The organism is Mesorhizobium sp. M0800 (genome assembly GCF_040320095.1).
Taxonomy (GTDB): domain Bacteria; phylum Pseudomonadota; class Alphaproteobacteria; order Rhizobiales; family Rhizobiaceae; genus Mesorhizobium.
The window spans coordinates 38,082-56,419 of sequence record NZ_JAMYOZ010000026.1; the positions used below are offsets into that span (position 1 = coordinate 38,082).

Genomic DNA, 18,338 nt, shown 5'->3' on the forward strand with positions numbered 1-18,338 from the left:
GATTTATTCTCTGGCGGTAGCCATAGCCGCAAACGTGCCTTATTTCTTGCCAACATGACGCGGACCGGCATTTTTGCCGAAGCGGTTTTTTTTTCAGAACACCCGGAGGCCTTTCGATGACATCCACCACCCTTCTGCGTGCAGCGAGGCGGACGTTCATCGCCGGGGCCGCTGCGCTTCTGGTCGGCGCCGTTGCCGTTCCGTCGTTCGTGGCGCCGACGATGGCAGCCGACGGGCCGCCCTCGGTTGCCGATCTCGCCGCCGGCCTGCTTGGCGCCGTGGTCAACATCTCGACGTCGCAGACTGTTAAAGGCACTGAGGGGCCGGGCGCAGTGCCGATGCCGCAGCTGCCGGAGGGCTCGCCCTTCCAGGACTTCTTCGACGATTTCTTCAAGAACCGTGGCGGCGACAAGGGCGGCGGCGGGCAAAAGGTGCAGTCGCTGGGCTCCGGCTTCGTGGTCGACGCCGAGCAGGGCATCGTGGTGACCAACAACCACGTCATTGCCGATGCCGACGACATCGAGGTGAATTTCTCCGATGGGGTGACGCTCAAGGCGACGCTGGTCGGCACCGACACCAAGACCGATGTCGCGGTGCTGAAGGTCGATCCGAAAGGGCACAAGCTGACGGCGGTGAAGTTCGGCGATTCCAACACGATGCGTGTCGGCGACTGGGTGATGGCGATCGGCAACCCGTTCGGTCTCGGCGGCACGGTGACGGTCGGCATCGTCTCGGCACGCAATCGCGACATCAATTCCGGCCCGTATGACGACTTCATCCAGACCGATGCCGCGATCAACCGCGGCAATTCCGGCGGACCGCTGTTCAACAGCAGCGGCGAGGTCATCGGCATCAACACGGCAATCATCTCGCCATCGGGCGGCTCGATCGGCATCGGCTTCTCGATCCCGTCGCAGCTTGCCTCGGGCGTCGTCGACCAGCTTCGCCAGTTCGGCGAGACGCGGCGCGGCTGGCTCGGCGTGCGCATCCAGCCGGTGACCGACGACATTGCCGAAAGCTTGGGCATGGCGACCGCCAAGGGCGCGCTGGTCGCCGGCGTCATCAAGGGCGGGCCGGTCGACAACGGCACAATCCAGGCCGGCGACGTCATCATCAAATTCGACGGCAAGGACATCCATGAAATGCGCGACCTGCCGCGCGTCGTGGCGGAGAGCCCGGTCGGCAAGGCGGTCGACGTGATCATCGTGCGCAAAGGGGTCGAGCAGACCGTCAAGGTGACGCTCGGCCGGCTCGAGGACGGCGAAAAGCTTGCCAGCGGCGGTGAAAACGGCAACACCGACCAGGATGATGCCGACAAGGCGCCTGCGGTTTCGACGGCTGCCGTGCTCGGCATGACGATCGGCGAGCTCAATGAGGAGACGCGCACGAAATTCGGCATCGCCACCGATGTCTCCGGCGTCGTCGTGACGGACGTCGCCAAGGATTCGGCGGCAGCCGAACGCGGCATCCAGCCGGGCGAGGTCATCACCGAGATCGCGCAGGAATCGGTCGCAACGCCCAAGGACGTCATGGACCGGATCGGCGCGCTGAAGGAGCAGGGGCGCAAGAACGCGCTTTTGATGCTGGCGTCGAAGACCGGCGAGCTGAGGTTTGTGACAATCCGGATGGATTGAGTCCGGAAGAGCCTGCAACACTCTGATCTTGAAACGAAAAAGGGCGGCTAGCGGGCCGCTCTTTTTCTTGCCTGCCAGTCTGTGGGTGACAGCCTGTAGAAGACATGTCGCCTGAGTGCGGTGTGGCTGTCCGGAACACCGGGATGGTCGAAGTCGGAGGCCGGGTCGGCGATCATGCCCAGGCGCTCCATGACGGCAGTGGACCGGCTGTTATCCTTGACTGCGAAGGACACGATTTCGTCGAGGCCAAGTCTTTCAAAGCCATAGGTGAGCCAGGCTTCGGCTGCTTCGGTGACATAGCCGCGGCCCCACAATTCGGGTGCCAGCCGCCAGCCGATCTCGATCGTGCCGCGCGGCAGGAATGGCAAATGATCGGTTCGGGTTATACCGACGAAGCCGATGCATTCACCTGTGGCTGCGATCTCAGCGGCCGCGAAGCCGAAGCCGTCGCGATCGATAGCTGCGCGCAACTCCTCCATCTTGGCGTCCGACTGGGCACGGTCGCGCCGAAACGGAAAGAATTCCATGACGCGCTCGTCGGAATTGATGCGATGGAAGAGCTCGCGGTCACGATCTCCCCAATTGCGCAGGATCAGGCGCTCGGTGCGGATCGGCGTCATTCGACAAATTCCTCCCGGCGATAACCCTGCAGATAAAGCAAGGCGGTGAGGTCGCCGTGGTCGATGCGGATCTTTGCCTCGGCTGCCACGGCCGGCTTGGCATGCAAGGCGACGCCGATGCCGGCAAGACGGATCATGTCGAGATCGTTGGCGCCGTCGCCGACGGCAATGGCATCGGCAGGCGTCAGGCCGAGGCGGGCGGAAATCTCGATAAGGGCTTCGGCCTTGGCGGCGCGGCCGAGGATCGGTTCGGCGACCAAGCCGGTGAAGCGGCGATCCTGCTCGATCAGGCGGTTGGCGCGATTTTCGTGAAAGCCGAGCAATGCTGCGATGCGGGTGGTGAAGATGTCGAAACCACCGGAGATCAGCGCCGTCCAGGCGCCATTGGCCGCCATTGTCTGGACGAGCGTGCGGCCGCCGGAGGCTAGCGTCAGGCGATTGTCGATGATGCGGTCGATGATTGCGGCATCGAGATCCTTGAGCAGCGCCACACGCTCGCGCAAGGCCGGCTCGAATGCGATCTCGCCGTTCATCGATCGCGCCGTGATGGCGGCGACGCGATCCTTGACGCCGATCTCGTCGGCAAGCTCGTCGATGCATTCCTGGTCGATCATTGTCGAATCCATGTCGGCGATCAGGATCTTCTTGCGCCTGTTCTCAGCCGGCTGGACGGCCACGTCGATCGGTTCGGAAGCAAGCGCGGCCTGCAGGCGCGCCGTTATTTCGGAAGCGTCGGCGGTCTCCGGCAAGTCGAGTTCGCAGGCGATGCCTTCGGCCAGCCAGCGAACAGCGCTTGCGCCGACCGACCGCGAGGCCATATTCGCTAGCGTCGGCGTCAATGCGCGGCCGGCGGGATGGGATAGAAGCGTGGCGATCAGCGGCATCGAAAATTCCAGCGGACAGGCGGGCGAAGGCCGCGTGAAGAACGCGATCCTGATAGCCGGGCCGACCGCCAGCGGCAAGTCGGCGCTCGCACTCGACCTCGCCGAGCGCAATGGCGGTGTCATCGTCAACACCGATTCTATGCAAGGCTATTCGGTGCTCGACGTGCTGACGGCGCGGCCTGGTCCTGCCGAACTCGCCCGCGTCCCCCACTTTCTTTATGGACACGTTGATCCGTCCACCGCCTATTCCACCGGCGCCTGGTTGCGTGATGTCACGAAGCTGATCGACGACGGCACGCTCTCGGAGCGGCCAGTGATTTTCGTCGGCGGTACCGGGCTTTATTTCCGGGCGCTCACGGAAGGTATCTCGGAGATGCCCGACATTCCGAAGTCGATCCGCGATCGCTGGCGCTACGAGCTCCAGGAACAAGGCGCAGTGAGATTGCACCGCATCCTGCTGCGCGAGGATTCTGCGGCCGGCATGATGCTGAAGCCGACGGATGGCCAGCGCATCGTGCGGGCGCTGGAGGTGCTCGACGCGTCGGGGCGTTCCATCCTGGACTGGCAGGCCGCGCGAGGCCGGCCGTTGATCGACAGGAGCAGCGCGCGCTTTTTCGTCATCGAGCCGGAGCGAGCGGCGCTGGTGGAGCGGATCGATGCTCGCTTCGACCGCATGCTGGACAAGGGGGCACTGGACGAGGTGAAACAGCTTTCAGCGCTCGGCCTCGATCCCGACCTGCCGGCGATGAAAGCAATCGGTGTTCGCGAGCTTCAGGCCGCGCTGGCCGGCGCCTTCAGTTTTCCCGAGGCCATCGAGCGCGCGAAAATCGCGACGCGGCAATATGCCAAACGGCAGGCGACCTGGTTCAGGCACCAATTGGGCCCGGAATGGCAGAGATTGCGTCCTGGTGAGGGGATCGACTCGATGCTCTCACTCCCTCCTTCGAGCGCAACCTGAAAAGTCGACACCGAGGGGACATTTCGCGTTGAAGTTGTCCAGGTTAACTGTCCGTAAGTTCCCGCATGCCATAAGATCGTTACGAACTTTCCAACGGGGAGCAGATGCGTTTCCACAAGGCGGAATCAGCCTTTTTCGTCTTTATTTTTGTGATCCTGGCCGCCGGCCTGGTGACGCTTTACGCCTATGGGCTCCTGCAAACCCTGGCCGCCGACATTAGCAATACGCCTTCGGAACTCGATGAAATCGTCTATCTCAACAAGCTGCTGTTTGCGACGGGCGTGCTGCTGGCGACTGCGCTGTTCTTCGGCATTTTCTTCATCTACCCGCTGATCCGAAAGCAGGCGACGGAAGAAGGCAAGCTGCGCGCCATGACCGTTTCGCTCAGCGCGCGTTCGGAGACGCTAGAGCATGCGGCGCTCACCGACAGCCTCACCGGCATGCAGAACCGGCGTTATTTCGACGATGCGCTGAAGGAATATCTCGAAGAGTTCCGTCGCATCGAGAAACCAGTAGGGCTGATGATCCTCGACCTCGACCATTTCAAGCAGGTCAACGACAGCCACGGCCACGATGTCGGCGACGAGGTGTTGCGGGCGGTCGCCAACTGTCTCAAGGACATGACACGCTATCACGACGTGGTGGCGCGCCTGGGCGGCGAGGAGTTCGCGGTGGTCACGCCCAATATGGACGCCGAGCTGCTATCCAAATTCGCGGAGCGCATCCGCAAGGCGATCGCCAACATGTCGGTGCTGACGGGCAATGTCCGACTGAAAATCACCACCAGCGTCGGGCTTGCCGTCTGGGATCGCAAGGAAACCGCCGAGGAGTTCTATCGCCGCGCCGATCGCCAGCTCTATGAGGCGAAGAGGCAAGGGCGCAACCGCGTCTGTGCCTGAAATTCCGTCATTGAATTCGTGATGCCGGCCGTCTGGTATCGTTTTCTGCGTTTCCGGTGCACGCAGACCGACATCACCCAGTCAAGCTGAGATGCTGCCTTTGCGGGGCTTGCCGGAAATAGAGGTGTTGCCGTGACTAAATCCGATCTCTCCGGTCTTTACCGAGGCTATATTGCATGCTTGAACAAGCAGGATTGGCCAAATCTGGGGCGGTTTGTTCATGATGAAGTGACCCACAACGGTCGCAAGCTCGGATTGTCCGGCTATCTCGAAATGTTGGTGAGAGACTTCGACGAAATTCCGGACCTTTACTTCGACATTCAGCTATTGGTTGCCGATCCGCCTTATGTAGCGAGCCGGCTAAGCTTCGACTGCGCGCCAAGGGGAACGTTCCTTGGGCTCGATGTAAGCGGGAAGAGAATTTCGTTTGCCGAGAACGTATTCTATGAGTTTCAGAGAGGGAAAATTCGCCAGGTGTGGTCAGTCATAGACAAGACAGCCATCGAAACTCAGCTTTGATATCTGCGAGCGCTGCCTAAAAGTCGCTCGGCTCAATCATTCTGGGGGACGCAGGCCGAAGGTCGCCGGCTTGAGGCCGTAGCGCAAGTCGAAATCGTCGTTCCGCTGGGTGCGTGCGGCCGACGGCTTGCGATAGTCCGAATCGCCGGCCTGCCGGCCCGGATCGACGACTTCCGCGAAAGGCATTGCCTGCTGTGATTTCGGCACGTTGCGGAGCCGTTCGACGATCGCCACGAGGTCGACCTCGTCGCCGGTTTCGGACCGCAAGGCGTCCGCGCGCTTGGCCGTGCCGGGGATCAAATCCTCGGAGAGCTTTTCGAACTTCATCCGCATCGTCGTCGCCACGCCTTCCCCAAAGGCAATGGCCTCGCGCTGGCCCATGGAAGACAGGAACGCCAGCGTCGAAGCCGAGGAGTCGGCAATCGCCGAGCGGATGATCGCCTGGTCCTGCTCGTTGGCGAGCCGCATGGCAAAGAACGTCGAGCACTGCGACAGGATGGTCGGGTCGAGCTCGCCCGGGCGCTGGGTGACGACGCCGAGATAGCAGCCATATTTGCGGCCTTCCTTGGCGATGCGCGACAGCGCGTGCCGCGTCGGCGCGAAACCGAGGCGCGGATCGGCCGGCATATAGCGATGCGCTTCCTCGCACAGGAAGAGCAGCCGCAGGCGGCCTTCGCTCCACAACGCCAGGTCGAAGGCCAGCCGCGCCAGCACCGAGCATACGGAATTGACCACCTCGGACGGCATGCCGGCCATTTCGAAGCAGGTCACAGGGCGGCCGTGATGCGGCACGCGGAAGATGTTGCCGATCGTCTCGTGGATGGTGTCCTCGATCAGGCGCGAGTTGAACATGAAACGGTAGCGCGGATCGGATGCCGCCGATTCGATACGTGTCTTCAGTGACCTGAGCGTCGGGCGATCGTTCTTGCTTTCCAGCAATCCCATGCGTTCGTCGACCAGCTTGATGAGGTCGGCAATGCGATAGGGCACCGGCGCGTCGGCGGTCAGCGCATCGGTGCTGCGCCGTAGATAGTTGCCGGAGTTCGGATTGCGGTAGAGGTTCTTGGCCGCGGGAATGAGATCGCGCAAGGCGTCGACCTCTTCCGGAACCGTCTCGCGGCCGCGAAACAGCACCTCGGCAAATTCCTCGAGCTTGAACATCCAGAAGGGCAGGTCGAGCGTCGTCGAATCGACCCTGACGCAATATTCGGGCAACGACGCGGCGAACTCGTTGTGTGGATCGAGGATGAGCACGCGCAGGTCGGGCCGGGCGGCGATCGACTTGCGCAAGAGCAGCGAGACGGCGGTCGATTTGCCGACCCCGGTGGTGCCGACAATGGCGAAATGCCGCGCCAGCGTATCCTCGATGGCGATATTGGCGTCGATGGCCTCGTCCTGCGACAGCGTGCCGATGGTGATCGAATGACGACCGGCGAGATCGTAGACGGCCTGCAGGTCGCGGCTGCGGATACGATGGGCAATGGCGCCGATATGCGGGTAGGTTGTGATGCCACGGTCGAAGATCGGCTTCGCGCCGGGTTCGGCACCGTCGCGCACCTCGCCGATCAATTCGATGCTGACCTCGATCGGATTCTGGCCCTCGCTGCTCCAGGCACGATCCGACTTGCCGATTTCATAGACCAGGCCGACGGTTCGTGATGTACCGAGATTGATCGAGATCATCTTGCCGACGCTCCACAGGCCGGTGACCGTGCCTTCGATATCGTCGGCATAGGCGCTGATGGTGGCGCGCGCGCCGTCGCATTGCACGACATTGCCCAGAATGCGCTTGTCGTTCTGCTCCGCCCTGCGGCGCTCCAGCAAAGTCGGTTCCCCAATGGAGGCTTCGCGTTCAACGAGCATGGACACGCCGATCCCTTTTTCCAAGCGATGAGCCTAGGCGAACGGGGTTAAGGTGGGATGAGGCCGGATGGTTTAGCGGACATTAAGGAGTTTGCGAAAAATGGATGAAACGGCCGTTGCTCCGTAGAAAAATTTCGATATATTGGATTAATGGATGATATAGCGAACGACATCTCCTCGACCATCGGCAGACGAATACATGCCGAAAGAGTGGCTCGAGGCTGGTCCCTGGCAGAGCTGGCGGAGCGGTCCGATGTTTCGAAAGCCATGCTGAGCACGGTAGAACGCGGCATGACCAGCCCGACGGCGGCACTCCTTGTGCGCATTGCGGCCGCCTTCGGCATGACGCTGTCCACATTGATCGCAAGGGCGGAATTGCAGGGCGGTGGCCTGCTTCGCGAACGTGACCAGCCGCTCTGGCGCGATCCGGCTACGGGTTATGTGCGGCGGCATCTTTCGCCGGTCTCCGACATACCCCTCGAACTGATCCGGATCCAGTTGCCGGCCGGCGCCAAGGTAAGTTTCCCGGCGGCGTCCTATGCCTTCATCAGGCAACAGATATGGCTGATCTCCGGGCGGCTGGAATTCACCGAGGGGGACATCGTTCACCGGCTCGAACCCGGCGACTGCCTGGCGCTCGGCGCGCCATCCGATTGCGTCTTTCACGCTCCGGGGCCGGACGCTGCCGACTATCTGGTTGCGTTGGCCAGGGGCTGAGGTGAAGGCGCGCCGTCCGAAACGCTCCGACAATGGCGGTCCGCCGCTCGACGACTATGACGGTCCGCCCTGGGGCAAGGGTGAGCCCTATGTGTTTCTTGCCTGGCGGACCGCCCATGCCCAGGCATGGAAAGTGCCGAGCCGCGAGATCATGCTGATGCGGCTGGACAAGGCCGAGCGGCTGGGCCTGACCTATGAGGAATACACGCTCGAACTGCTGGAACGCGGGCGACATCTGCAAGAGGAAGACGCCGATCGCATCGCGGAAATCCGGCGGGCCAGGAAGCGGAAGCGGATCAGTCATTTCGATTGACGGACGGCGCAGGGGAACCACATGAGTTCGATCGAAATCAGGCCACTCACCAGTACTGACGGAACGCAAAAAATGCTGGCGGATCTGCTGATCGGGACAGTCGCTGCCGGCGGCTCGGTCAGCTTCATGCATCCGCTGGCGCCGGAGATAGCCGCGGCCTTCTGGAACAGGTCGCTTCATGCGGCCGCCAGAGGCGAAAGGGCCGTGCTTGGGGCCTGGAACGGCGAGGCTCTGGTCGGCACCGTCACCTTGCTGCTCGACTGCCCTCCCAACCAGCCGCACCGGGCCGAGATCGCCAAGCTGATGACCCGCCTCGATTATCGCGGCAAGGGCATCGCAACCCGCCTGATGGAGGCGGCGGAAGCCGTTGCCGTGGAGAAAGGCCGCACGCTGTTGGTCCTCGACACGGCAAAAGAGGAGGGGGCTTCCGGCCTCTATGAAAAGCTCGGCTTCACACTGGCCGGCGAAATACCGGATTATGCGCTGAAGCCGCATGGCGGGCTCACAGCCACCCTCATCTACTGGAAACGCGTCGGCCGGACACGCTGATGGCGACAACGATGCACCTTTGCAACACCCGTCAGACCATCGCGGGCGTGGAAAGAATAGCTCTTGCGTCAAATTGGCGGCGAGCTTAGAGAAGCCGCCCATTCTGATCCGTCGTCCTGAAAGGAGACCTGTCAATGACCCGGCGATCCAGATCGACACATTCCGTGCCGACGCTGGAATTGCGTGCGGCTGACAGGGGTCCAATCAGGAAGAACGGCCATGGCAAAGTCCATGATCCAGCGCAGGCAGGATGCCGAGCGCGAACGCATTGAAGCATATGCCGTAACGCTGCGGCGGGTTTTTCCCGTCCCGCGTCCCGCTCCGGATTTCGAGCGGGCGCTCGACGAGGCACGTCGGGGCTTTGCCGGCATGGCGATCCGCGACGGCGCGCTGTGGCGTCCAAAGCTGAAGACGCGCGACCCCGCGCGGCTGCGGCTGGCCGCGGCGCGTCATCTCTATGCGCGCTACCCGGTTACAGCCGCGCTCGAGGGGATCTGGCTGGACAGCTCGGGGTTGAATGCCGGCGAGATTGCGCTTCGCAAGGCTTGGTATATCGCAGTGGTGCGTGGTGACTCGCTCTACAAGGCGGGCGCCTGTGCGTGGCTGTCTCGCAAGGAGGTGCATTGCTTCTTGAACTTGCCCGGCGATTTCACGTTCGACGAGGCGTTTTGGGTGGCGATCGCCCGGTCCTACACGGATGATTCCGGGTTGGCGGCCCGACTTGCCAAGTCGAAAATCGCGCGCACGCCACGTAACGATCTGGCCTTCTGGCGCGAGGTGACACGGTTCTTCTGCGGGCAACCCGCGTCGAAGGAGGAGATCGACGATCTATGCGACTATATCGGCGCCGTGCACCAGCGCGATGCGGCGTACAGCCTGAAGGGTCGCACGCTCGCCTCGCTGTGTCGGCAGATGCTGGAATGGCATCGAGACATTGCCGCGATCGAACGCATCGAGGCAATGCGCCGCCGCGCTGCCGGGCGGGCCACGCGTACTGCCGGGACGCAGTCGCAGGGTCGCGCCTGGGACGGCTCGCGCCTCGACGATTGGGACTGGCAGCCGTCGACCAAAGAGGCAAAGGCGCATGGCGAGCGTTTCTTCATCCGTCAGTTGAAGACAGCTGAGGATCTGGTCGCCGAGAGCCGGGCGATGCATCATTGCGTCTCGATATACGCGGCCAAATGCATCGCCGGCAATGCCTCGATCTGGGTGCTGCGGCGCTCGGCGCTCGGCAAGATCGAGCGGTTGCTGACGATCGAACTCGACCCGCAAAACCGTGCGGTGCAGGTGCGCGGTTTCGGCAACCGTCTCGCCTCGCTCGAGGAGCGCAAGATCATCGAGCGCTGGGCCAAGGCGAGGGGTGTGGTGCTCTGCGCCTGAAACGGAAGACCCGCGCGGCGGAAAGGCCGCGCGGGTGCACAATGGGCGGATGTGCCGACGTCAGGCCAAGTGCACATTCGCCGTTGACAGCGGCGTCAAACCAATTCTATTGTCCGCCACCATGAAAAAGGCACTCATTCTCGTAGGAAAGCGCGTGGGCAAGGCGGTGTAACCGCCGGGCGATGACCTCCCATGCGCAAGACACAGGCTCCCTCGGGGGCCTTTTTTATTGCCCGAAATACGACTAAACGACCAGCAATCGCCAGATGGCGAACAGTACGGGACCAGACCGATGAGCAGTGGACAGAATGAGCGGCGCGAAATGCCAAGAACTGAAATGCCAAGGAGCGAAATGACGGGCGCCGAAATGGTGGTGCAGGCGCTGAAGGACAACGGCGTCAAGCATGTTTTCGGCTATCCGGGCGGCGCGGTTCTGCCAATCTACGATGAAATCTTCCAGCAGGACGAGGTCGAGCACATCCTCGTCCGCCACGAGCAGGGCGCGGGCCACGCGGCGGAAGGCTATGCGCGCTCGACCGGCAAGGCCGGCGTCATGCTGGTGACCTCAGGGCCGGGCGCCACCAATGCGGTGACGCCATTGCAGGACGCGCTGATGGACTCGATCCCGCTGGTCTGCCTGACCGGCCAGGTGCCGACTTCGCTGATCGGCTCCGATGCGTTCCAGGAGTGCGACACGGTCGGCATCACGCGGCCCTGCACCAAGCACAACTGGCTGGTGAAGGACGTCAACGAGCTCGCGGCAACGATCCACGAGGCCTTCCATGTGGCAACGACAGGGCGCCCCGGTCCGGTCGTCGTCGACATTCCGAAGGACGTGCAGTTCGCCAAGGGTATCTATGTCCCGCCGCAGACGGCGCCGCGCACCAGCTACCAACCGAAGGTCCAGGGCGATCTGGAAAAGATCAAGGCGGCGGTCGAGCTGATGGCGGCTGCCCGAAAGCCGATCATCTATTCGGGCGGCGGCGTCATCAATTCCGGCCCGGAGGCGAGCCATCTGCTGCGCGAGCTGGTCGACCTCACCGGCTTTCCCATCACCTCGACGCTGATGGGCCTCGGCGCCTATCCGGCGTCGGGCAAGAACTGGATGGGCATGCTCGGTATGCACGGCACGTATGAAGCGAACATGGCGATGCACGATTGCGACGTCATGCTCTGCATCGGCGCGCGCTTCGACGACCGCATCACCGGGCGGCTGACGGCGTTTTCGCCGAATTCGAAGAAGATCCACATCGACATCGACCCGTCGTCGATCAACAAGAACGTCCACACCGACGTGCCGATCATCGGCGATGTCGGGCGTGTGCTGGAGGATCTGGTGCGGCTGTGGCGGGCAACCGCCAAGGCCGACAAGAAAGCGCTTCACCCGTGGTGGGAGCAGATTGCCAAATGGCGCGCGCGCGATTCGCTCGCCTACAAGATGAACCACGAGGTGATCATGCCGCAATATGCCGTCCAGCGGCTCTATGCGCTGACCAAGGACCTCGACACCTACATCACCACCGAGGTCGGCCAGCATCAGATGTGGGCGGCGCAGCACTATCACTTCGAGAAGCCGAACCGCTGGATGACCTCCGGGGGACTGGGCACGATGGGCTACGGCCTGCCGGCCGCGCTCGGCGTGCAGATCGCGCACCCGGATGCGCTGGTCATCGATATCGCCGGCGACGCCTCGGTGCAGATGACGATGCAGGAAATTAGCGCGGCGGTGCAGCACGAGGCGCCGATCAAGATCTTCATCCTCAACAACCAATATATGGGCATGGTGCGGCAGTGGCAGCAGCTGCTGCACGGCAACCGGCTGTCGCACTCCTACACCGAAGCGATGCCGGATTTCGTCAAGCTCGCCGAAGCCTATGGCGGCCATGGCATTCGCTGCGACAAGCCGGACGAGCTCGACGACGCCATCAAGGAAATGATAGCGGTCAAGAAGCCCGTCCTGTTCGACTGCCGCGTGGCGACGCTCGCCAACTGCTTCCCGATGATCCCGTCCGGCAAGGCGCATAACGAGATGCTGTTGCCGGACGAGGCGACGGACGAAGCTGTGGCCAACGCTATCGACGCCAAGGGCAGGGAACTGGTGTAGCCTGGTTCGAGGTAGCTGTGCGAAAACAGCAGATTAGCGCAAAAGTTTGAAATCGAGATTCATGTCATGAACGCACAGTTGCAACCGACCGGCTCCGCCTATTTCATCGCCAAGGAGACGGAAAAACCAGAGAACCACACGCTTTCGGTCCTGGTCGACAACGAGCCGGGCGTGCTTGCGCGGGTCATCGGCCTGTTTTCCGGACGTGGCTACAACATCGAGAGCCTGACGGTCTCGGAAACCGAGCACGAAAAGCACCTGTCGCGCATCACCATCGTGACGCGCGGCACGCCGCACGTGCTGGAGCAGATCAAGCACCAACTCGAGCGCATCGTGCCGGTGCACCGCGTCGTCGATCTCACCGTGCGGTCGCAGGAATTCGGACAGGAGCGGCCATTGGAGCGGGAACTCGCGCTGGTCAAGGTCGCCGGCACCGGCGAAGCCCGCGTCGAGGCGCTCCGGCTCGCCGATGCATTCCGCGCCAGCGTCATCGATGCCAACACCGAGCATTTCATCTTCGAGATCACCGGCAAGGGCTCCAAGCTCGATCAGTTCATCGCCATCATGAAACCGCTCGGGCTAGTTGAAATCTGCCGTACCGGAGTGGCGGCGATGAACCGCGGCCCGCAAGGGATGTAGTCATCCAGCTCGGCTCTATCTCGTCGCTTTGCCACCGATCGCATTGATTAGGGGAACGGCATGACATTCGACGCATTCTTCGCCCTGCTGGTTTATGCCTTCGTGACCTCGATCACGCCGGGTCCGAACAATTTCATGCTTCTGGCCTCAGGCGTGAATTTCGGCTTGGTCAAGACCGTGCCACACATGCTCGGCATCGGCTTCGGCTTCCTCGTGCTGTTGCTTGCCGTAGGCTTCGGGCTTGGCGCCGTGTTGACGGCCTTTCCGGTGCTGCACACCGGGTTGAAGATCGCCGGCGGCCTCTACCTGCTTTATCTCGCCTGGAAGATCGCCATGTCGCGCTCGCTCGGCGGCGAAGGCGAGGCGAAGGGCCAGCCGATGCGCTTCATCGAGGCTGCGGCTTTCCAGTGGGTCAATCCCAAGGCGTGGGTGATGGCGATTACAGCCATGGCCGTCTATACCAATCCGGAACGCCCGTTTGTGTCGGTGGTGCTGATCGGAGCCGCTTTCGCCGTCGTCATGCTGCCGAGCATTTCGACCTGGGCCGGTTTCGGCATGGCGCTGCGCGGCTTTCTGGCGGATGCGGTGCGGCTCAAATGGTTCAACATCGCCATGGGTGTGATGCTGGCGGCGACATTGTGGCCGATGCTGCGTTAGCTGCCGTTTTATTGTGCACTGCACATTAAATCTTCGTAATGACGGGTTTTGGCCCTTTTTCGCCTTCGGCATCCTCTATTATCTGGCAAAAGCGCGGCAAGAGGCTGCGAGTTGAGCTAGACTACGGCCACCGGATAGCGGCGTGTCGGATCGAGAGGCCTTTTGTCGATGCGCGGAAAGATCGTATTAGCCGTGATCGCTGCAGCCTGCGTTGCCGCGGCGTGGCTCTATCTTTCGCCCAGCGCAATGAGCGGTCTTCAGCAGATGCTGTCGGCGAATCAGACGGCGACGGCGAACAAGCCCGCTGCAGCGGCAAATGCCGCGCGTACGACTTCGGTGGTTGCCGCCACCGCTACGACGGCCGATTTCCCGGTCCGGCGCTATGCCATCGGCTTTGTGTCCTCTCCTGCCGTGGTCAGCATCAACGCGCGGATATCGAGTCAGATCGTCGCAATCGCGGTCAAGGACGGACAGATGGTGAAGGCCGGCGACCTTCTGTTCTCGCTGGACGATCGCTCGTTGAAGGCACAACTGGCACGCGATCAGGCGACGCTCGCGAAAGACCAGGCGCTGCTTGCCAGCGCCACGGCCGATCTTCAGCGCGCCAAAAATCTCGTCGCCAGGCAGGCCGGAACACAGCAGACCTACGATCAGGCCGTCGCGGCGCAGAAATCCGCCGCGGCCACCGTCGACGCCGACAAGGCAACGATCGATGCGGACCAAATCCAGCTTGGCTTCGCCACGATCAGGGCGCCGATCTCCGGCAGGCTTGGCGCAGTCAGCGTCGCCGTCGGCGATCTCGTCACCACCAGCAACGGCAGCAGCACGTCGACTCCACTGGTGACGATCACGCAGGTCGACCCGCTGCAGGTGAACTTCAATCTCCCCGAAAGCGATCTTGCCTTGCTGCACAAGGCGCTGGCAGCGCCGCAGCAAGGTGCGGTGACGCTGACCAAGGACGGCGACCCGAAGCCGATCGGCAAGGGAACGCTGGATTTCGTCGATTCGAGCGTAGACACGGCGTCCGGCACGATCGCAACGCGGGCCAGTGTGCCCAACGCCGATCTTTCGCTATGGCCGGGCCAATACGTCAACGTCGTGCTCGATGCCGGCATCATGCCACAAATGACGTCCGTTCCGACGGTCGCCGTCCAGCCCAGCCAGAAAGGCCCGTTCGTCTATGTAATCAAGCCGGACAACACCGTTGAAATGCGGCCCGTGCAGGTCGCGCTGACAGAAGGCACCAACACCGCAATCAGCCAAGGATTGAAAAGCGGCGAGCGTGTCGTCGTCGAGGGTCAGACCAAACTGAAGAACGGCGCGGCGGTGCGCGAAGGCAAGGCTTCGACCGGCACCGGCGATCAGGCGGCTCCGAAGGTTGCCGAGGCTGACCGGACGGGCGGAACACAGCCATGATTTCCGAATTCTGCATCCGCAGGCCCGTCGCCACGCTACTCATGTCGTTCGCCCTGGTTCTGGGCGGGCTATTTGCTTACAAATTCCTGCCGGTCGCGGCGCTGCCAAGCGCCGAATTTCCGGTTGTCAACGTCTCGGCCTCGCTGCCCGGGGCTTCGCCGGAAACCATGGCGACGTCGGTGGCAACGCCTCTGATCAAGCAGTTTGCCACCATCGCCGGCATCGATTCGATCTCGACGACCAACTCGCTCGGCTCGACCTCGATCGCCATTCAGTTCGTACTCAACCGCGACATCGATGCAGCCGCCGCCGACGTGCAGGCAGCGATCGCACGTACGCAACGACAATTGCCGCCGGAGATGACCAGCCCGCCGAGCTACCGCAAGGTCAATCCAGCCGACGCGCCGATCCTGCTGATGTCGCTGGTCAGCGACACAATTCCGCTGACTGATCTCGACGCGTTTGCCGAGAATGTGATTTCGCCGTCGCTGTCGACGATCGACGGCGTTGCGCAGGTTTCGATTTACGGCCAGCAAAAATACGCTGTCCGCGTCCAGATCGATCCGACGGCGCTCGCCGCTCGCGGCATCTCGATCGATCAGCTGCAGACGGCCATCGCCTCGGCCAACAGCAACACGCCGCTCGGCGTGCTCAAGAACAACAAACAGCAGCTGACAATCACCGCGAACACGCAGCTGACCGATGCGGCGGGATTCTCCAACATCATCATCGCCACCAAGAACGGCCATCCGGTGCGGCTCGGCGAGGTGACCCGCGTCATCGATTCGGTCGAGACCACGACGACGGCAAGCTGGTATGACGGCACCCGCGCCATCATCATGGCCGTGCAGCGCCAGCCGGATGCCAATACCGTCGACGTCGTCGACCGCGTCAAGGCGATGCTACCTTCCTTCGACGATCAGATGCCGGCAGCGGCGAGCATCCAGTTGCTAAACGACCGCTCGACATCGATCCGCGAGGCGGTCGATGACGTGCAGTTCACGCTCCTGCTCACCATCGCGCTGGTGGTGATGGTGATCTTCCTGTTCCTGCGCCGGGTGACGGCGACGATCATCCCGGCGGTGGCGGTACCGATTTCGCTCATCGCCACGCTGGGCGTGATGTACCTGTTCGGCTTTTCCATCGACAACGTCTCATTGATGGGGCTGACATTGGCGGTCGGCCTTGTCGTCGACGATGCCATCGTCATGCTGGAAAATATTTTCCGCCATATGGAGGAGGACGGGCTCTCGGCCCTCGAGGCGTCGCTCAAGGGCGCGCGCGAGATCGGCTTCACCATCATCTCGATCTCGATCTCGCTGGTCGCCGTGTTCATTCCGGTGCTTTTGATGGGCGGCGTGATCGGGCGCATCTTCAACGAATTCGCGGTGGTGGTGACGGTCGCCATCCTGGCGTCGATGTTCGTCTCGCTGACGCTGACGCCGATGCTGTGCTCGCGGCTGTTGTCATTATCGAAAGCCGAGCAGAAAGCAGCGCACGGTGAAGGCCATAGACAAAACGTCTTCATGCGGGGCTATGACAGGCTGCTGACATTCTGCCTGCGCCACAATTTCCTTGTCTTCCTTGTCTTCCTGGTGACCGCCGGGCTGTCGGTGTGGCTGATCCAGATTTCGCCGAAAGGCTTCTTCCCGCAGGAGGATATCGGCCAGGTCTCGGTGACGACCATCGCGCGCCAGGACATTTCGTTTGACGCGATGGTGAAGCTGCAGGGGCAAGTGGCGGATGTCTTCACCCATTCGCCCTACGTCGCGCATGTCGGCTGGTCGGCGGGCAGTGGAAACAATGCGCTCAACCAGGGCCAACTGTTTGTGCAGCTGAAAGACAAGGACCACCGACCGAACATCGACAAAGTGCTTACGGACCTGCGGCGCCAGCTGGCCAATGTGCCCGGCATCGAAACCTACATGCAACCGGTGCAGAACCTGCGGCTCGGCGCGCGTTCTTCGGCGAGTGCCTACCAGCTTGCCGTGCAGGGCCTCGATACCGGCCTGACGAACGTCTGGGCGCAAAGGCTGACGGATGCGATGGCCGCCGATCATGCCGCCTTCACCGACGTCACCAATGACCTGCAGAACAACGCGCTACAGGCGACGCTGGTGATCGACCGCGACAAGGCGGCGAACCTCGGTGTCGATACCGACACGTTGCGCTCCAGCCTCTATGGCGGTTTCGGCACCCAGCAGGTGTCGACCATCTTCGGTTCGGCCGACAGCTACGACGTGATCATGGAGCTCGATCCGAAGATCGAGTGGTCGCCCGAGCGGATGCTGGCCATCAAGGTGAGAACGGCGAGCGGCAGCCTGGTGCCGCTCGGCGCGTTCGCCCGCGTCGATCGGACCGCCGGCGCTTTGACCGTCAACCAGCTCGGCCAGCTTCCGGCAGTGACGATCTCCTACAATCTGCCGCAAGGCGTGGCCCTCGGCGACAGCGTGAGCCACATCAACGCGCTGAAGGACAAGATCGGCATGCCGCCGACGATCTCGACCGCCTTCTCGGGCACGGCCAAGACGTTCCAGGATTCGCTTTCCAACCAGGGGCTGCTGATCGGCGGCGCGATCCTGACCATCTATATCGTGCTCGGCATGCTTTATGAGAGCTTCATCCATCCGCTCACCATCCTGACCGGGCTTCCATCGGCGGTGCTGGGCGCACTGGTGGCACTGCGGCTGGCGGGGATGGATCTGTCGGTGATCGCGGTGATCGGCATCCTGATGCTGATCGGCATCGTCAAGAAGAACGGCATCATGATGATCGACGTGGCGCTCGAGCTTAGGCGCGAGGGGATGTCGCCTGTCGAATCCATCCACAAGGCCTGCCTGATGCGCTTCCGGCCGATCATGATGACCACCCTTGCGGCGCTGATGGGTACCATCCCGATCGCGCTCGGCACCGGTGCCAGTGCGGAACTGCGCCAGCCTCTCGGCGTGGCGGTGGTCGGCGGTCTTGTCGCCTCGCAGGCACTGACGCTGTTCGTCACGCCCGTCATCTACGTCTACATGGAGCATTTTTCCGGCTGGCTGGTCAGGCTGTGGGCGCGGCGCCGGGGCGAGCCGAGGCCGGTCGAAGCGGTCGACCAGCCGTCACTGTTCGACGAGGAGGAAGAACCAGTGCCGCAAAAGGCGGCAGCCGAATAGCGCTGGCCCAAGCCGTGGTGCTTGCGGCCGG

16 protein-coding genes are annotated in these 18,338 nt (G+C 62.5%); 13 read left to right on the forward strand and 3 right to left on the reverse strand.

The window, feature by feature from the left end:
- Nucleotides 1-116 precede the first annotated feature (116 nt).
- A complete protein-coding gene (locus NKI18_RS24865; RefSeq protein ID WP_023676691.1) occupies nucleotides 117-1,634 on the forward strand; it encodes a DegQ family serine endoprotease in 1,518 nt (505 codons plus the stop codon).
- A gap of 47 nt (nucleotides 1,635-1,681) precedes the next feature.
- On the opposite strand, the gene NKI18_RS24870 is transcribed toward NKI18_RS24865, so the two are convergent.
- Both NKI18_RS24870 and serB read right to left on the reverse strand, forming a co-directional pair.
- Nucleotides 1,682-2,254 (reverse strand): GNAT family N-acetyltransferase, encoded by a 573-nt coding sequence (locus tag NKI18_RS24870; protein ID WP_352620217.1) that lies wholly within the window; start codon nucleotides 2,252-2,254, stop codon nucleotides 1,682-1,684.
- Nucleotides 2,251-3,138: a phosphoserine phosphatase SerB gene (gene serB, locus NKI18_RS24875; RefSeq protein ID WP_023676799.1), complete on the reverse strand. Its 888-nt coding sequence runs from the start codon at nucleotides 3,136-3,138 to the stop codon at nucleotides 2,251-2,253. Before serB ends, NKI18_RS24870 begins: the two co-directional genes overlap by 4 nt.
- Here serB and miaA point away from each other — a divergent pair.
- The 3 genes from miaA to NKI18_RS24890 all read left to right on the forward strand — a co-directional run bounded on the left by miaA (nucleotide 3,128) and on the right by NKI18_RS24890 (nucleotide 5,514).
- On the forward strand, nucleotides 3,128-4,096 hold the full coding sequence (gene miaA, locus NKI18_RS24880) for a tRNA (adenosine(37)-N6)-dimethylallyltransferase MiaA (RefSeq protein WP_352471648.1): 969 nt from the start codon (nucleotides 3,128-3,130) through the stop codon (nucleotides 4,094-4,096). The two genes, serB and miaA, sit on opposite strands and share 11 nt — an antisense overlap.
- Nucleotides 4,097-4,200: 104 nt before the next feature.
- Nucleotides 4,201-4,995 (forward strand): GGDEF domain-containing protein, encoded by a 795-nt coding sequence (locus NKI18_RS24885; RefSeq protein WP_023676688.1) that lies wholly within the window; start codon nucleotides 4,201-4,203, stop codon nucleotides 4,993-4,995.
- A gap of 132 nt (nucleotides 4,996-5,127) precedes the next feature.
- On the forward strand, nucleotides 5,128-5,514 hold the full coding sequence (locus NKI18_RS24890) for an ester cyclase (RefSeq protein WP_023676687.1): 387 nt from the start codon (nucleotides 5,128-5,130) through the stop codon (nucleotides 5,512-5,514).
- A gap of 36 nt (nucleotides 5,515-5,550) precedes the next feature.
- On the opposite strand, the gene NKI18_RS24895 is transcribed toward NKI18_RS24890, so the two are convergent.
- Nucleotides 5,551-7,377, reverse strand: a complete 1,827-nt coding sequence (locus NKI18_RS24895; RefSeq protein ID WP_352620215.1) for an ATP-binding protein — start codon at nucleotides 7,375-7,377, stop codon at nucleotides 5,551-5,553.
- A 150-nt stretch (nucleotides 7,378-7,527) separates the two neighbouring features.
- On the opposite strand from NKI18_RS24895, the gene NKI18_RS24900 reads away from it, so the two are divergent.
- The 9 genes from NKI18_RS24900 (at nucleotide 7,528) to NKI18_RS24940 (ending at nucleotide 18,307) form a co-directional block, all read left to right on the forward strand.
- The gene (locus NKI18_RS24900) at nucleotides 7,528-8,094 is read left to right on the forward strand and encodes a helix-turn-helix domain-containing protein (protein WP_023676685.1); all 567 of its coding nucleotides are present in this window, start codon (nucleotides 7,528-7,530) and stop codon (nucleotides 8,092-8,094) included.
- Between the two features lies 1 nt (nucleotide 8,095).
- The gene (locus tag NKI18_RS24905; RefSeq protein WP_352620213.1) at nucleotides 8,096-8,407 is read left to right on the forward strand and encodes a hypothetical protein; all 312 of its coding nucleotides are present in this window, start codon (nucleotides 8,096-8,098) and stop codon (nucleotides 8,405-8,407) included.
- A gap of 21 nt (nucleotides 8,408-8,428) precedes the next feature.
- Complete coding sequence (locus NKI18_RS24910; protein ID WP_352620211.1) at nucleotides 8,429-8,956, forward strand: GNAT family N-acetyltransferase; 528 nt, start codon at nucleotides 8,429-8,431, stop codon at nucleotides 8,954-8,956.
- Nucleotides 8,957-9,175: 219 nt separating this feature from the next.
- Nucleotides 9,176-10,336 (forward strand): PcfJ domain-containing protein, encoded by a 1,161-nt coding sequence (locus tag NKI18_RS24915; protein WP_352620209.1) that lies wholly within the window; start codon nucleotides 9,176-9,178, stop codon nucleotides 10,334-10,336.
- A 352-nt stretch (nucleotides 10,337-10,688) separates the two neighbouring features.
- Nucleotides 10,689-12,440 (forward strand): acetolactate synthase 3 large subunit, encoded by a 1,752-nt coding sequence (locus tag NKI18_RS24920; protein ID WP_353020818.1) that lies wholly within the window; start codon nucleotides 10,689-10,691, stop codon nucleotides 12,438-12,440.
- A gap of 66 nt (nucleotides 12,441-12,506) precedes the next feature.
- On the forward strand, nucleotides 12,507-13,079 hold the full coding sequence (gene ilvN, locus NKI18_RS24925) for an acetolactate synthase small subunit (RefSeq protein WP_023676680.1): 573 nt from the start codon (nucleotides 12,507-12,509) through the stop codon (nucleotides 13,077-13,079).
- 60 nt (nucleotides 13,080-13,139) lie between these two features.
- Nucleotides 13,140-13,736: a LysE family translocator gene (locus NKI18_RS24930; protein ID WP_352620205.1), complete on the forward strand. Its 597-nt coding sequence runs from the start codon at nucleotides 13,140-13,142 to the stop codon at nucleotides 13,734-13,736.
- 168 nt (nucleotides 13,737-13,904) lie between these two features.
- Nucleotides 13,905-15,152, forward strand: a complete 1,248-nt coding sequence (locus tag NKI18_RS24935) for an efflux RND transporter periplasmic adaptor subunit (protein ID WP_352620203.1) — start codon at nucleotides 13,905-13,907, stop codon at nucleotides 15,150-15,152.
- Nucleotides 15,149-18,307 carry an efflux RND transporter permease subunit gene (locus NKI18_RS24940; protein WP_352620201.1) on the forward strand — a complete coding sequence of 1,053 codons (3,159 nt, stop codon included), beginning with the start codon at nucleotides 15,149-15,151 and terminating at the stop codon, nucleotides 18,305-18,307. The genes NKI18_RS24935 and NKI18_RS24940 overlap by 4 nt, the downstream gene beginning before the upstream one ends.
- The last annotated feature ends 31 nt before the right edge of the window (nucleotides 18,308-18,338 follow it).